The sequence below is a fragment of the Ralstonia sp. 24A2 genome (assembly GCF_051783885.1).
GTDB lineage: Bacteria > Pseudomonadota > Gammaproteobacteria > Burkholderiales > Burkholderiaceae > Ralstonia.
In genome coordinates this window covers 266,944-280,599 of the sequence record NZ_JBPVZD010000003.1, presented here as the reverse complement: position 1 = coordinate 280,599, position 13,656 = coordinate 266,944, and the positions used below count along the sequence as shown (strand labels likewise).

Annotated in this window: 11 protein-coding genes and 1 pseudogene; 4 read left to right on the top strand and 8 right to left on the bottom strand. The window is 65.2% G+C overall.

Annotation, left to right across the window (positions count from 1 at the left end; translation table 11 throughout):
• Window positions 1-13: 13 nt before the first annotated feature.
• The 5 genes from ACS13N_RS18640 to ACS13N_RS18620 all read right to left on the bottom strand — a co-directional run bounded on the left by ACS13N_RS18640 (window position 14) and on the right by ACS13N_RS18620 (window position 5,668).
• Complete coding sequence (locus ACS13N_RS18640; protein ID WP_438933106.1) at window positions 14-1,156, bottom strand: porin; 1,143 nt, start codon at window positions 1,154-1,156, stop codon at window positions 14-16.
• A gap of 70 nt (window positions 1,157-1,226) precedes the next feature.
• Window positions 1,227-2,075: a TauD/TfdA dioxygenase family protein gene (locus ACS13N_RS18635; protein WP_438933105.1), complete on the bottom strand. Its 849-nt coding sequence runs from the start codon at window positions 2,073-2,075 to the stop codon at window positions 1,227-1,229.
• A gap of 9 nt (window positions 2,076-2,084) precedes the next feature.
• Window positions 2,085-3,065 carry a quinone oxidoreductase family protein gene (locus tag ACS13N_RS18630; RefSeq protein ID WP_438933104.1) on the bottom strand — a complete coding sequence of 327 codons (981 nt, stop codon included), beginning with the start codon at window positions 3,063-3,065 and terminating at the stop codon, window positions 2,085-2,087.
• A gap of 134 nt (window positions 3,066-3,199) precedes the next feature.
• The gene (locus ACS13N_RS18625; protein WP_438933103.1) at window positions 3,200-4,540 is read right to left on the bottom strand and encodes an MFS transporter; all 1,341 of its coding nucleotides are present in this window, start codon (window positions 4,538-4,540) and stop codon (window positions 3,200-3,202) included.
• A 72-nt stretch (window positions 4,541-4,612) separates the two neighbouring features.
• Window positions 4,613-5,668, bottom strand: coding sequence for a 3-keto-5-aminohexanoate cleavage protein (locus ACS13N_RS18620; protein ID WP_438933102.1), 1,056 nt, complete (start codon window positions 5,666-5,668; stop codon window positions 4,613-4,615).
• 153 nt (window positions 5,669-5,821) lie between these two features.
• Here ACS13N_RS18620 and ACS13N_RS18615 point away from each other — a divergent pair, with 153 nt between their 5' ends.
• A complete protein-coding gene (locus ACS13N_RS18615; protein ID WP_438933101.1) occupies window positions 5,822-6,823 on the top strand; it encodes an AraC family transcriptional regulator in 1,002 nt (333 codons plus the stop codon).
• A 2-nt stretch (window positions 6,824-6,825) separates the two neighbouring features.
• Here ACS13N_RS18615 and ACS13N_RS18610 read toward each other — a convergent pair whose 3' ends face one another.
• Window positions 6,826-8,088: an MFS transporter gene (locus ACS13N_RS18610; protein ID WP_438933100.1), complete on the bottom strand. Its 1,263-nt coding sequence runs from the start codon at window positions 8,086-8,088 to the stop codon at window positions 6,826-6,828.
• Between the two features lie 94 nt (window positions 8,089-8,182).
• Window positions 8,183-9,619, bottom strand: a complete 1,437-nt coding sequence (gene cls, locus ACS13N_RS18605; protein ID WP_438933099.1) for a cardiolipin synthase — start codon at window positions 9,617-9,619, stop codon at window positions 8,183-8,185.
• 200 nt (window positions 9,620-9,819) lie between these two features.
• Here cls and ACS13N_RS18600 point away from each other — a divergent pair.
• A pseudogene (locus ACS13N_RS18600) lies at window positions 9,820-10,473 on the top strand (phospholipase D-like domain-containing protein); the annotation flags it as partial.
• Window positions 10,474-10,632: 159 nt separating this feature from the next.
• On the top strand, window positions 10,633-11,526 hold the full coding sequence (locus tag ACS13N_RS18595) for a phospholipase D-like domain-containing protein (RefSeq protein ID WP_438934446.1): 894 nt from the start codon (window positions 10,633-10,635) through the stop codon (window positions 11,524-11,526).
• A gap of 89 nt (window positions 11,527-11,615) precedes the next feature.
• On the opposite strand, the gene ACS13N_RS18590 is transcribed toward ACS13N_RS18595, so the two are convergent.
• The gene (locus tag ACS13N_RS18590; RefSeq protein WP_048935819.1) at window positions 11,616-11,756 is read right to left on the bottom strand and encodes an entericidin A/B family lipoprotein; all 141 of its coding nucleotides are present in this window, start codon (window positions 11,754-11,756) and stop codon (window positions 11,616-11,618) included.
• Window positions 11,757-12,073: 317 nt separating this feature from the next.
• Between ACS13N_RS18590 and ACS13N_RS18585 the strand changes: the two genes are divergently transcribed.
• Window positions 12,074-13,642 carry a methyl-accepting chemotaxis protein gene (locus tag ACS13N_RS18585; RefSeq protein ID WP_438933098.1) on the top strand — a complete coding sequence of 523 codons (1,569 nt, stop codon included), beginning with the start codon at window positions 12,074-12,076 and terminating at the stop codon, window positions 13,640-13,642.
• Window positions 13,643-13,656: the final 14 nt, after the last annotated feature.

The window sequence follows — 13,656 nt, the reverse complement described above, 5'->3', positions numbered from 1 at the left end:
TGGTGTGGGGCGCTCAGAACTTGTGGCGGATGCCGACCGCCATGCCGATCATGCTGGTCTTGCCGGCGGCCAGGCCGTAACCCGTTGCATTGAGGTCCACCGTGGCTTGGTCGAGCGCCAACCCTGCATTGCGTGCGTAGGCGGTGCTCAGGTACAGGTCCGTGCGCTTGGAGAGCGTGTAGTCGGCAATGAAGGCCACCTGCCACGGGTTCGGCTGGGTCGATGGCGTGCTGTTGATCATCTTGATCTTCTGATACGAGTACTCGAGCGACAGCATCAGCGCATTGGTCGCCTGGTAGTTCACGCCGGCCCAGTAGTAGTCGTCGCGCAGGGCCACACTGCCGTTGGCGTTCTTGTTCTGGCCCCAGCGGTAGCCGCCCATGATCTTGATGACATCGCCAAACAGATAGCTGCCCGCAATGGCCGCCTTGCGCACGGTGCCCGAGCTGAACGCACCACCACCCAGCGGCACGCTCGGGTTGTACTGGTCGTACACGAGCGTGGCGCCGATGGGGCCGGCCATGTAGGCCGCGCCCGCACCATAGCCGCTGTCGCGGCGTGCCTGGCCGGGCACTTCACCGTTGCCGCCGCCGGTTGGATTGACGCTCGGTGCACCGGTACCGAACGACCAATGTGCCTGCGCCGTGACCGGACCAAAGGTGCCGGTGTACATGGCGGTGTTGTCCGAGCGGAAATTGACACCGGTCTGCACCGCGGCCGGTTCGTACTGCGTGGAGTACGACATCGGCTCGAAGTTGGCCAGCATCTGGAACAGCGTTGTGTACTGGCGGCCGAACGTGAATTGGCCCACCGTGCTGCTCTTCAGCCCCACGTAAGCCTGGCGGCCGAACAGGCGACCCCCTTGCTGCGATTGCCCGGTGTCGCTCGCAAAGCCGCTCTCCAGCACGAAGAGCGCGCTCAGGCCACCGCCAAGGTCTTCCACACCACGCAGGCCCCAGCGCGAGCCCGAAAGCCCACCGCTCTGCATGGACACGCGGTTGCCTGAACTGCCGGGCGTGGCGCCCGCCAGGTTGGTGGCGTATTCGATGTTGGTATCCACCACGCCATACAGCGTCACGCTCGATTGCGCGCAGGCCGCGCCGGCGCAGGCCAGCAGGGCGATCGGTGCAATGGGGGCGATGTGCTTGCTCTTCATGTTGCTGGGTCTCCTCTTTTGGTGCGATCGCCGCCGGGTGCTTGGGGTATGCCACGTGCCCCGGCGGTCGTTAGAACGGCTTGCTGCCGATGATCCCGGCGCGCTCCATCTTCCGGTGGCACGGCGGGTAATCCATGACCGCGTAGTGCTGCGTGGCGGTGTTGTCCCAGATGGCGACGCTGTTGGGCTTCCAGCGCCAGCGCACCTGGTATTCCGGGATGTACGCCTGGCTGATGAGGTAGCGCAGCAGCTCCGACGCACCACCCGTGGCGTCCTGCCCGTAGCGCACGCGCGCGGGCGTGTGGTAGTTCGTGAAGTGCGTGGTGAAGCCGTTCACGTACAGCACTTTCTCGCCGGTCTCGGGGTGCGTGCGGACCACGGGGTGTTCGGGATCGGGGTACTGGGCCTTGAGCGCGAGGCGCTTCTCGATCGGCATGGCGGCACCAAAGCTCGCTTCGATGCTGTGGCGGGCGCGCAGGTCGGCTATCTCCGGCTTCACGTCATCCGGCAGCTTGTCGTAGGCCAGCGCCATGTTGGCCCACATGGTGTCGCCGCCCACCGGCGGGCATTCTACGCAGCGCAGCACGGCGCCGAATTGCGGCGCCTCGCGCCACGTCGTGTCGGAGTGCCACGCGTTTTCGTAGCGGTCGTTCGGCTGGTCGGGGGTCTTGTAGATGCGCACGAGGCCGGGGTGCTCGGGGTCGCTGCCGGCCACGGGATGATCTTCGAGATCGCCAAAGCGGCGCGCGAAGGCGACGTGCTGCGCGCGGCTCAGCTCCTGATCGCGCAGGAAGATTACGCGGTGCTGGAGCAGCGCGGCGCGGATCTCCGCAAACAGAGCTTCGTCTTGCACTGCATCGGCCAGTTGCACGCCAGTCAGTTCGGCACCCAGCGCGTTGGTCAGTTGTTCGACACGCATGGCGCCACCTCAGATGACGAACACGGACGAGCCGGTCGTCTTGCGCGCTTCCAGGTCACGGTGCGCCTGCACGGCGTCTTCCAGTGCGTAGCGCTGGTGGATCTCGATCTGGATGCGGCCGGCTGCGACGTGGTCGAACAGTTCACCCGCCAGCTCGGCTTTCTCAGCCGGATCGGCGATGTAATCCGCCAGTGCCGGGCGCGTCATGTAGAGCGAGCCCTTCATCGCCAGCAATTGCGGATTGAACGGGGGGATCGGGCCCGAGGCCGTGCCCACGCACACCATCAGCCCGCGCCGCTTGAGCGAATCGAGCGAGGCTTCGAAGGTGCTCTTGCCCACGCTGTCGAACACCACGTTTACACCCACGCCATCGGTCAGCGCGCGCACGCGCTTGGCAACGTCTTCATGTGTGTAGTTGATGACGTGGTCGCAGCCATGTGTGCGTGCGATGTCCGCCTTGGCTTCGCTCGATACGGTGCCGATCACCGTGAGCCCGAGCAGCTTGGCCCACTGCGAGACGATCAATCCCACGCCGCCCGCAGCCGCGTGCAGCAGGATCGTGTCGCCCTTGGCAAACGGATAGATGCGTCGCAGCAGGTAGGCAGAGGTCAGGCCGCGCATGGTCATGGCGGCGGCGGTTTCGCAGGCAATGGCATCCGGCAGCTTGATGAGCGGTGCGGCTGGGATCAGGCGCTCGGTGCTGTAGGCGCCCAGCGTGTTGATGAAGCCGGTGTACGTCACGCGGTCGCCCACGGCGACGTTGGTCACGTCGTCGCCCACGGCTTCGACGATGCCGGCGGCTTCGACACCCATGCCGGCGGGGCGCGGCACGGGGTAGAGCCCGGAGCGGAAGTAGGTATCGGCAAAGTTCAGGCCGACGGCCTCGTGGCGCAGGCGGACCTGGCCGGGGCCGGGCTGGCCAACGTCGACCGTCTCGCAACGCAAGACTTCGGGGCCACCGGTTTCGTGGAAGCGGACTGCTGTTGCCATGTGTGTCTCCTGGTGTTTCTCAGATGTTTTGGGGTGCGCGCCGCCTGCGCGGCTTGCTGGGCGAGCCGCGGTCAAAGCGGAGAGGGCGTCGGGTTGCCTTGGGAGGCGGCGCGCGGTTAAGCGGAATCAGGCCGTCATGCAGAGGCCACGGCGGTTGGGGTGGCGTTGGGCGCTGCGTCCAGCGATACGTTGGCCACGCGTTTCAACTCAGCCTCGTAGCTGCGCGCGGCCAGCAGGAAGCAGCCTGCTGCAACCACACCGAAGATCGGCATGACAGCCAGTGCGGTCTGCAGGCCCCACGCGTCGGACATGGCGCCACCCACGAACGGGCCGATCGCCAGACCGAACAGGTTCTGGAACAGCGAGAGCACCGCAGCCCCTGTGGAACGCACGCCCGGGTGGACCACGTCGAACACCACGCTGGAGGCTGGCGCCACCGTGCACGTCATCAGGAAGCCACCGAAGGCGATCAGCAGGAATTGCTGGTTGGCTGGCATGGCCGTGCCGAAAGCCGTTGTGAACACCAGCAGCGTCACAATGGCCAGTGCCGCCACGGCAATCAGCCGGTTGCGCTGACGGCGTGCCGCCACCACGTCGGCCACCACGCCCCACACGAAGGCTCCCAGCGCGCCGCACAGCACGACCAGCGCGGCCTGCATCGCGGCGCGGTCCGGCGGTGTGCCGTGGTAGCGGTTCAGGTAGCTCGGCAGCCACGACCAGATGGTCGATACAACGATCAGCTGGAAGGCTGCGCCCAGGCAGGTCCACCAGAGTGTGCGTGAATTGGTGAGTGCGCCAGCCACGCGTTGCAGGAGCGTGCCAGCGGACTGCCGTGCCTGCGCCGCACCGGGTGCCATCGCCACCGTCTTGTAGTCCGGCACAAATACGTAGAGCAGCGCCAGCAGCAACCCGGGCACGCCCACCACGCCAAAGGCTGCCTGCCAGCCCCAGCGTGCCGCGATCACACCGCCGAGCAATACACCCAGCACCGAGCCCACGGATGCTGCCGCAAAGAAGGCGCCCATCAACGTGGCACGCAGGCGCTTGGGGAACAGGCTGGCGATGAGCGCTGCACCCACCGAGCCGTAGCCGGTTTCGCCCACACCTACGATGGCACGCGCGGTGAACAACTGCGCGTAGTTGCGCGTGAACATGCAAGAGATGGTTGCCAGGCTCCACACCGTCGCCATGATGACGATGCTCTTGACGCGGCTGAAGCGGTCGGCCAGCAGCGCCACCGGCAAACCGCCCACTGCCACCACGATCGAGATGACGGATACCAGCGCACCGAGCTGCTTATCCGACAGCGCCCAGGCCGTCTTCAGATGCGGGAACAGCGACACGATGACTTGCCGGTCGATGTAGTCGAACAGCATCAGTGCAAAGGTCATCGCAAACGCGAACCACGCCTGGGGTCGGCTGACGAGGTAGCCGTCGTGGTCACCTGTGTGCTGGTCGGCAGCATGCAGATTCATGGTTGTCTCCGAGTGGCGGCGCTTGCGTTGAGCGCCGCCTGTGTTGTGCCCGGTGAAAGTGCGTCTTGTAGTTTAGGCCGCGCGCAGCGGCAGGTTCTTCACGTTTGGCGCGCGGTTGGGGGCCATGCCGTGGGCTGCCAGCGTTTCTTCGGCACTGTCGTACCAGGTGCCGATGCGGTAGATCTGGCGCGCCTCCTTGCCACTGGCGATTTCGCGGCCGAGTTCCTTTGCCACGCGCACGCATTGCTCGATCTGCTGCACCGAGGTCATGCGGTTGCCATGCTGGTCGATGATCGTGTCTTCAATGCCGCAACGCGGGTGCAGGCCCATTGCCATGGCCATCATGTTGAACGGCAGCACGTTCTTGAGCAGCGATTCGGCCGTCAGCGTGCAGCCATCCGGCGCGCGGTGGATGAAGTTGAAGAAGTTGAACGGGTTGGGGCCGTCAAAGCCGCCGCCAATGCCGATCCACGTGAGGTTGAGCGGGCCTTTGTAGAGGCCCTTGCGCACCAGGCGTTCCAGCGTCTCCATCGCGTGGATGCCGGTGAGCTGGAAGTGCGGCTGCACGCCGGCAGCCTGCAGGCGGCGCAGGTGTTCCTCCAGCCATTGCGGGCCGGCCGGCACGGTCATCTCGCGGTAGGCCTGCTGCAGCGCGGGGTGTGACAGGGAGGTGCCTTCCAGATATTCCGGATACAGCAGCTCCATGATGTTCATCTGCGTGGTGTTGATGGCCACGGTCACCTGATCGGGCGTCGGGGTCAGGTCGGCCAGCATGTGACGTGTGTCGTCCGACAGCCACTTGGCGGCCTGGCCTTCGTCTTCCGGCGCAAACGAGATCGAACCGCCCACCTGGATGATCATGTCCGGCACCGCAGCGCGCACGCCGGCAATCAACTCGTTGAATTTCGACAGCCGCTTCGAGCCCTTGCCGTCCAGCTCGCGCACGTGCAGGTGCAGCACGGTGGCACCGGCGTTGTAGCAGTCCACGGCCTTCTGCACCTGTTCTTCCATCGTGACCGGGATGTCTTCCGGAAAGTCCTCCGGCATCCATTCAGGGCCGTACGGGGCCACGGTGATGACGACCTTGTCCTGGTTCTCGGGGTGCAGCGAATCATCGAGGAATTGCACGGTGTGTCTCCTGTAGGGGATGTCTCTGGTGGACTCCACTATAGGGAGACGGTAGGGTTGTATTTCTCATTTGGCGCCAAGTTTTTCTCTTTATGCGCCATTCCGTGTAAACACCAAGAGGGCCCACGCGGCCCCTGATATTGGCGGACATCCATGGAGACAATGGTGCGCGCCCGGTCGCTGAACGGCTATTTTCAGGTCGTGCGGCGGCTCGGCTTCAACCCGCAGGAGGCATTGCGGCAGGTGGGACTCGACCCCGCCAAGCTGGCCGACACGGAGCAGCTCGTGCCCGTGGTGGCGACCTGCCAGTTGATGGAGTTCACGGCGGCCAGTGCGCCATGCCCGACACTCGGCCTGCAGATGGCCGAGGCGCGGCAGGAGCTGGACTTTGGCGTGCTTGGCCTGCTGCTGGGCCACAAACGCACCCTGCGCGAGGCGTTGCAGGCCATCATCCAGTACCGCCATCTCATGAACGAGGCACTGGCGGTCTACCTGGAATCGGATGGCGACATGGTGGTCATCCGCGAGGAGATCATCACCGAGACGCCCGTGCCACTGCGCCAGGCGAACGAGTTGGCCGTGGGTGTGCTGGCCCGCATTTGCAGTGCGCTGCTGGGCACGCACTGGAAGCCGCGCGGCATCCACTTCACGCATGCGGCCCCGGCGGATGTCAGCCTGCACCGGCGCGTGTTCGGTTGCCCGATCGTGTTTGACAGCGATTTCAACGGCATCGTCTGCGTGGCAGCCGATCTGGAGACGCCCAACCCAGCCGCTGACCCGGCGCTCGTGCGTTATGCAGAAAGCCTGGCTGAACCACTCAACGTATCGGGGCCGGATGCCGTGGTGCAGGAAGTGCGGCGCGCGGTGTATCTGCTGTTGCCGCTGGAGCGTGCCTCGGTGGAGCAGGTGGCCGAGCACCTTCACCTGAGCGCACGCACCTTGCAGCGGCAGTTGGAGTCCGCCGGCGCCACGTTCTCCGAACTGGTGGAGGAGGTGCGCCACAACCTGGCTGTCCGCTACATGGCCAACCCGAGTTACCGGATCGGCCGCGTGGCGGCGCTGCTGGGGTACACGCGGCAGGCATCATTCACGCGCTGGTTCGTCGCCCACTTCGGCATGACGCCGCGTGCATGGCGCGATGCGCAGACGCCATAGCGTCAGGCTGGGTTAAGCGCGGTATCGGCGTCATCCGGGCTCGGCTGACGCGCGAGCCGGACTGCCGGCGACTGGAGAATGCACAACAACTGCAGTGCAAAGCCGGCCAGCGCCATCAGCAGGCACGCACCCATACCCGCCTGCGCCGCCAACCATGCCGCCAATGCAGCACCCACCGGCCGTGCACCGTACGACATCACGTTCACCGCCGACACGCGTGCCAGCAGCGCGGGTGGCGTGACCGTCTGGCGCAGCGTGGTCGTGCTGACCACCCATAGGATCGGCCCACACCCCAGCATGAAGAACCCCGCGTGGGCGAGCGGCGGCCACGGTTGCCAGAGCGTCGCTGCCAGCAAGGCACCGCCGGCCAGCCCGCACACGGGGCCGGTTGCCACCACATGGCCAAAGCGCCAGCGCGCCAGGATGCGTGCAGCCAGCAGTGCGCCAATCACCATGCCCGCACCGTACATCCCAAGCGTGAGCCCGATGGCCTGCGCCGACAGCCCAAGCCGGTGCGCCGCATACGGCACGAATACGGCGAGCACCATGAAAAAGGACATCGTGAAGAGACACTGCGTGATGAACACCGGCCGCAGCAGCGGGTGACGGAACACGAAGCGCGCACCCTCGGCGATGTCGCGCAGCGGATGCGCCGCACGCCGTGCTACAGGCGCGGGTGAGGGCACGCCCGTCAGCAGCGCCGCTGCACCAACGGATAACACGGCGGCCAGCACGAAGGCCGTCATGGCGCCGGTCCAGCCGATCAGCGCGCCACCGATGGCCGGGCCGCAGGCAAACGCCACGGTGCGCGCCAGTTCGATGCGCCCGTTGGCACGCGAGAGCATTGCCGGTGGCACGAGCGACGGCACCAATGCCGGTGCCGCCACGCTGAACACCACCGTGCCGCAGACCGCCACGAAGCCCAGCATCACCAGCGCTGTCAGATTCAGTTGGCCAGCGAGCAGCAGCCCTGCCACCCCGAACAGTGCCGCTGCACGCACCGCTTCTGCCCCGGCCATCAACGTGCGCTTGGGCCAACGGTCCGCCAGCATCCCAACGGGAATGGCAAACAGCACGAACGGCAGCGTGAGCGCCACCTGCAGCCAGCTCGCTGTACTGGCATCGGCATGCAGGGTGAGCACCGCCACCATCGGCATGGCGGCCAGCGCGATCTGCTCGGCGGATTGCGCGGCGAGGTTGGAACCCGCCAGCCGGTTGAAGCCGGCAGTCAGGCGGTCGATCGATGAGTCAAGGGGGGCGGACATCGCACGTCTCCTAGTCCTGAAAGTGTTGGGCTTCAGGTTAGGGACGGCGCTGCGTTGTGGCGCTCCGCTTCTTGCGGGTGAATTCGAAGCGCGGCTACAGGATCGGCGCGAACAGCTTGGCTACGTGCATGATTACGCGGCGCATCGGGTGGGCGCGCTCGTATTCGTCACGGCCGATGCGGGTGGCTTCGGCAAAGTCGGCGTCGAGCATGTGTGCAACGTCGCTGGCGAAGCGGTGGTCGGCGGTCATGACCATCACCTCGAAGTTCAGGCGGAACGAGCGGTTGTCCAGGTTGGCACTGCCCACGGCGGCAGCGTCGTCGTCGATCAGCACGACTTTCTGGTGCAGGAAGCCGGGCAGGTAGCGGTAGATTTTCACGCCCGCGCGGATGGCCTGATGCGCGTACAGCGTCGAGGCCAGGAACACCACGCGGTGGTCCGGCCGCGAGGGGATCAGGATGCGCACATCCACCCCACGCAGCACGGCCAGGCGCAGCGCGGCAAACACGGCCTCATCGGGAATGAAGTACGGCGTGGTGATCCACAGCCGCTTGCGCGCCGACTGGATGGCCTCCATGAAGAACAGCGAGCAGGTCTCTTGCTTGTCGGCCGGGCCACTGGGCACGACCTGGCAGACCATGTCTTCCACCGGACGCTGTTCGGGCACGATCAATTGCGGCACTTCCTTCGCGGCCCAGTACCAGTCTTCGGCAAAGGTGAGCTGCAGGTCCATCACCGCTGCCCCAACGATCTCGATATGCGTATCGCGCCACGGCGAGAGTGGCGGCTTTTCGCCCAGGTATTCGTTGCCGACGTTGTGCCCGCCGACATAGGCGCGCTCGCCATCCACCACCACCAGCTTGCGGTGGTTGCGGAAGTTGAGTTGGAAGCGGTTGACGAAGCCCCCGTGCGTGGCAAACGGCTTGGCGTGGATGCCGCCATCGATCAGGCGCTGCACGTAGTGGCGGGGCAGGGCGTGGCAGCCGATGCTGTCGAACAGGAAGTACACGCGCACGCCGGCGCGGGCGCGCTCGAGCATCAGCTCCGCCAGGCGGCGGCCGAGCGTGTCGTCATGCACGATGAAGAACTGCACGATCAGCACGCGGCGCGCCTGGGCCATGGCGGCAAAGATGGCCTCGAAGGTTTCAGCGCCGTTCACCAGCAGGCGCACGCGGTTGCGCGACAGGCAAGGCATGCCGGTCAGGCGCGGCAAGGCCTGCATGCTGGCGTGCTGCGGTTCGATCACACTGGATTCATGGTCGCGCAGGCTGCGCCAATCGTCCGAGAGGGTGATCTCGCGCAGGCGGGCATTATGGAAACGCCGTGCATCCACATAGCCGGCAAAGGTGCTGCGCCCGAAGATCAGGTAGGGGATCAGCGTGAACTCGGGCAGCGTGACCAGCGAGATGGCCCAGGCAATGGCGCCCTGCGAGGTGCGCACGGTGAGCACCGCATGGATGGCCGTGAGCACGCCCACGCAGTGCACGAGGAAGAGGAAGGTGGCAAAAAACGCGGTGGTACTGGTCGGCATCGAAGAAGGAGGACAGGCCCTACGCCCGGCACACGACGATGTGCGCATTCTGACATGCCCCGGGTGGCGTCGGACAAACACGGATACAGTGGCGCCGTATGGCTGGCGTAGTCTCACCAGGCATGCGGGCGTGGCACGCCGCATGCTGATGTGCAGATGCCGTCCTGTCGACCAACGGTAGCAAAAGAACACCATCGAACATGCAAGGGCACCCGCAGATTCCATCGAGCACGACTCGCCGCGCAACGCTGGCTTCGTTTGCGTGGTTGGCTGCGCTGTTGCTGGCGGGCTGCGCCAGCCTGCCTGAGCATGTCGATCGGTCTGTCAGCAACGCGCTGCCCAATGCCGAGTCGGCCACCACGCTGGGGCGTCTGGCGCAGGCTGCCGCGCCGTCGGCGGATGTGTCCGGCTTTCGGCTGATCCCCTCCGGGGAGGAGGCCTATGCCACGTTGCTCACGCTGGCTGACCGTGCAGAGCGCACGCTGGATCTGCAGTACTTCATCATCGCGAGCGACAACGCCGTGCGTGAGCTGATGCGCCACGTGCGGGCTGCTGCTGAGCGCGGCGTGCGCGTGCGCATGCTGGTCGATGACCTCCATAGCGACGGGCGCGACCTGGCCTTCCTCAAGTTCTCGTCGCACAAGAACGTTGATGTGCGGCTGTTCAACCCGTTTCCGGGCGGCCGCATGTCGAACCTGACGCGCTACCTGAGCGGCGTGGCCGAGTTCCGCCGCGTCAATCGGCGCATGCACAACAAGGCGTTCATCGCCGACAACGCGCTGGCCGTCACGGGCGGCCGCAACCTCGGCGCGGAGTACTTCACGCAGGACCAGACCACCAATTTCGTCGACCTGGATGTGCTGGCAGCCGGGCCAGCGGTGCGGCAGTTGTCGGCCGCGTTTGATGCGTACTGGAACAGCGAATTCGCCTATCCCGTAGAGGCGCTGGCGCCCGAACCGAGTACCGCACACCCGCCCGAGCAGAAGGAAGGCAACTATCCGCCGCCGGTGACAATGCCGGATCGGCCCGCTACGCCACCGCAACACATTGAGGTACCCACGCGGCCCATCGACATGGACGCCGCACCCGGCACACAGGGGCCTGTATCCACGCTGGCGGGTCAGCCGCCGACGCAGACCGATGCATTGCCCTTGCGCCCCGCCACACGCGACTGGTTCCTGGCGGACCAGATTGCCCGCAACCGCCTGCGGCTCGAATGGGCGCCGGCACGGGTGACGGTCGATCGCCCGGCCAAGGTGTCTGGCGATGATGTCACTCCCGGCGAGGAGCGTGTCGCTCAAACCCTGCTGCACGAGATCGACCAGGCCCAGCGCGAGGTGATCCTGATCTCGCCGTATTTCGTGCCGGGTGTGCGTGGCATGGCGGTGGCCAAGGGCCTGCAGGAGCGCGGCGTGCATTTGCGCGTGCTGACCAACTCGCTGGCCGCGACCGATGCACCCATCGTGCATGTCGGCTATGCCAAATACCGCAGTGCGTTGCTGGACGATGGCGTCGATCTCTATGAGCTGCGTCCCACACTGGGCGACCGGCCGAAGATGTTCGGCACATTCCGATCGGCGCAGGCGAGCTTGCATGTGAAGTCGATCATCGTTGACCGCAGCACGCTCTTTGTCGGTTCGATGAACGTGGACCCGCGTTCAGTCGGGCTCAATACAGAAACGGGGCTGATCATCCGCAGCCCCGTGCTATCGCAGGCGGTGGCGCGGCTGTTTGATGCGGCGATCCGGAGCAGTACTTACCATGTGACCCAAGTGGACGGCCATCTGCGTTGGACCACGTATGAGAACGACAAGGAAGTCATCACCGACCACGAGCCGGGCGTCGGCCTAGGCCGGCGCGTGTGGATTCAGATGCTGGCGCCATTCACGCCGGAAGAGCTGCTGTAAGCAGGGTGCGTAAAAAAACGCCACGATGTGTGGCGTTTTTTTCAGCATCTTTCAAGTCTGGCTGGGTAATCGTCCCGGCCAATCCTGCATTACATCTTCTGCTTGGTGTTGTCGGCGGCGTTCTCCAGCTTCTGGCCACCCGACTGGATGTCCTTGCCCACACCAGCCATCGTGTTGCAACCGGCCAGGACAGCGCAGCCCAGGGCCACCAGTGCAATCAGTTTCTTCATCTTGATCCCCTTTGTGAGTAGTGCGGCCTACCGCGCGATCTCGCACGGTTTCGCAGGATTGCCCACCTATCCGGTGGCGCAGACCGCATTTTAGTGCCACCCCACACGCGTTGGGTGCGCCGGGCGCATCTTTTTGACAGTCTTGCATATCACTTGCGGCGTATCCCGGACATTCGTGGGGAGGGCCTCTACTTCCGTCGCCCCCTGCCGTTAGGACATTTCAGGAGTGAAACGGGTGCCAACCAACCGGCGCGTCAACGCCGGAAAAGAAAAAGAGCACAAGAGCGCCAGACGGCCAACCAGACGGGGGAATACCTATGTGGAAGTGGATGGACACGAGCATTCGGACGCGATTGACGATGCTGGTTGCAGTATTTGCCGTGATGATCGCGGTGGTGGGCTTTGCGGGCATCTCGACTGGCCGGGCGACGAATGACGACCTGCGTGCCGTGTACCTGGAAGATGCCAAGGGGCTCGACCTGTTGGCCAAGGACACCATCAACCTGCTGTGGGCGCGCATTCACCTGACCAATTTTGATTCGGTGTCGTCGCCGGAAGAGCTGAAGAAGCTGCTGGCCGATGCGCACACGATGGTCAACACGGCCAACGACGCGTGGGCCGAGTTCATGAAGCTACCGATTCCCGATGCGGATCGCGCCCAGTTGCAAGCGGCCGACGCTGCACGCACCAAGTTCGTGAAGACGGCGCTGGAGCCGGCCATTGCCGCGCTGGAGCGCAGCGATCTCACTACCTACCGCGACCTGAACACGACCCAGGTGCCGAAGCTGTTTGTCGACTACGACACGGCGCTGGGGCCATTGGTTGGGGCGCGCTTCAAATATGGCAAGACGCGCTTTGACAACTCGCAGTCGCGTTACACCATGAGCATCTGGATTTCGGGCGGCCTGCTGCTGGCGGCCCTGGTGCTGTCGGTGGTGGCGCGTGGCGTGCTGGGCCGTACCGTGGTGCACCCGCTGGAGCGCGCTATTCAGGTGTTCGAGCGCATGGCCTCGGGTGACCTGGCCACGCGCATGGAAGGGCAAACCACGGCTGGCCGCCGCGATGAAACCGCGCGTCTTATGCACGCCGTTGCCTCGATGCAGACGAGCCTGCAGCAGATCATTGGTCAGGTGCGCACGGGTTCGGACTCGATCGCCAGTGCCACCAAGCAGATCGCCGCCGGCAATGCGGATCTCTCACAGCGCACGGAGCAGCAGGCCAGCTCGCTTGAGGAGACTGCTTCCAGCATGGAAGAGCTGACCAGCATCGTGAAGCAGAACGCCGACAATGCGCGTCAGGCCAGCACGCTGGCAGTCAACGCATCGGACATCGCCGTCAAGGGTGGGGAAGTCGTGGGCCGCGTCATCGAGACGATGACGGGCATCAACGACAGCAGCAAGAAGATTGCCGACATTATCGGCGTGATTGAGGGCATCGCCTTCCAGACCAACATCCTCGCGCTCAACGCGGCAGTGGAAGCCGCCCGTGCGGGTGAGCAGGGTCGCGGCTTTGCTGTCGTGGCCGGTGAGGTGCGCAGCCTGGCGCAGCGCAGCGCGACGGCCGCCAAGGAGATCAAGGAGCTGATTGGCGATTCGGTTGGCCGCGTGCAGAACGGCTCGACGCTGGTGGCCGAGGCCGGTACGGTGATTGAGGAAGTGGTGGTGGCCGTCAAGCGTGTGACCGACATCATGGGCGAGATTTCCTCCGCATCGGAAGAGCAGAGCAGCGGCATCGAGCAGGTCAATCAGGCCGTCACGCAGATGGACCAGGTGACCCAGCAGAATGCGGCACTTGTGGAGCAGGCGGCAGCCGCTGCGGAATCGCTGGAGGAACAGGCGGAGGCCCTGCGCAGCGCGGTTTCGGTCTTCCGTGTGCAGCACGTGTAAGCAGCGCGTTTCAG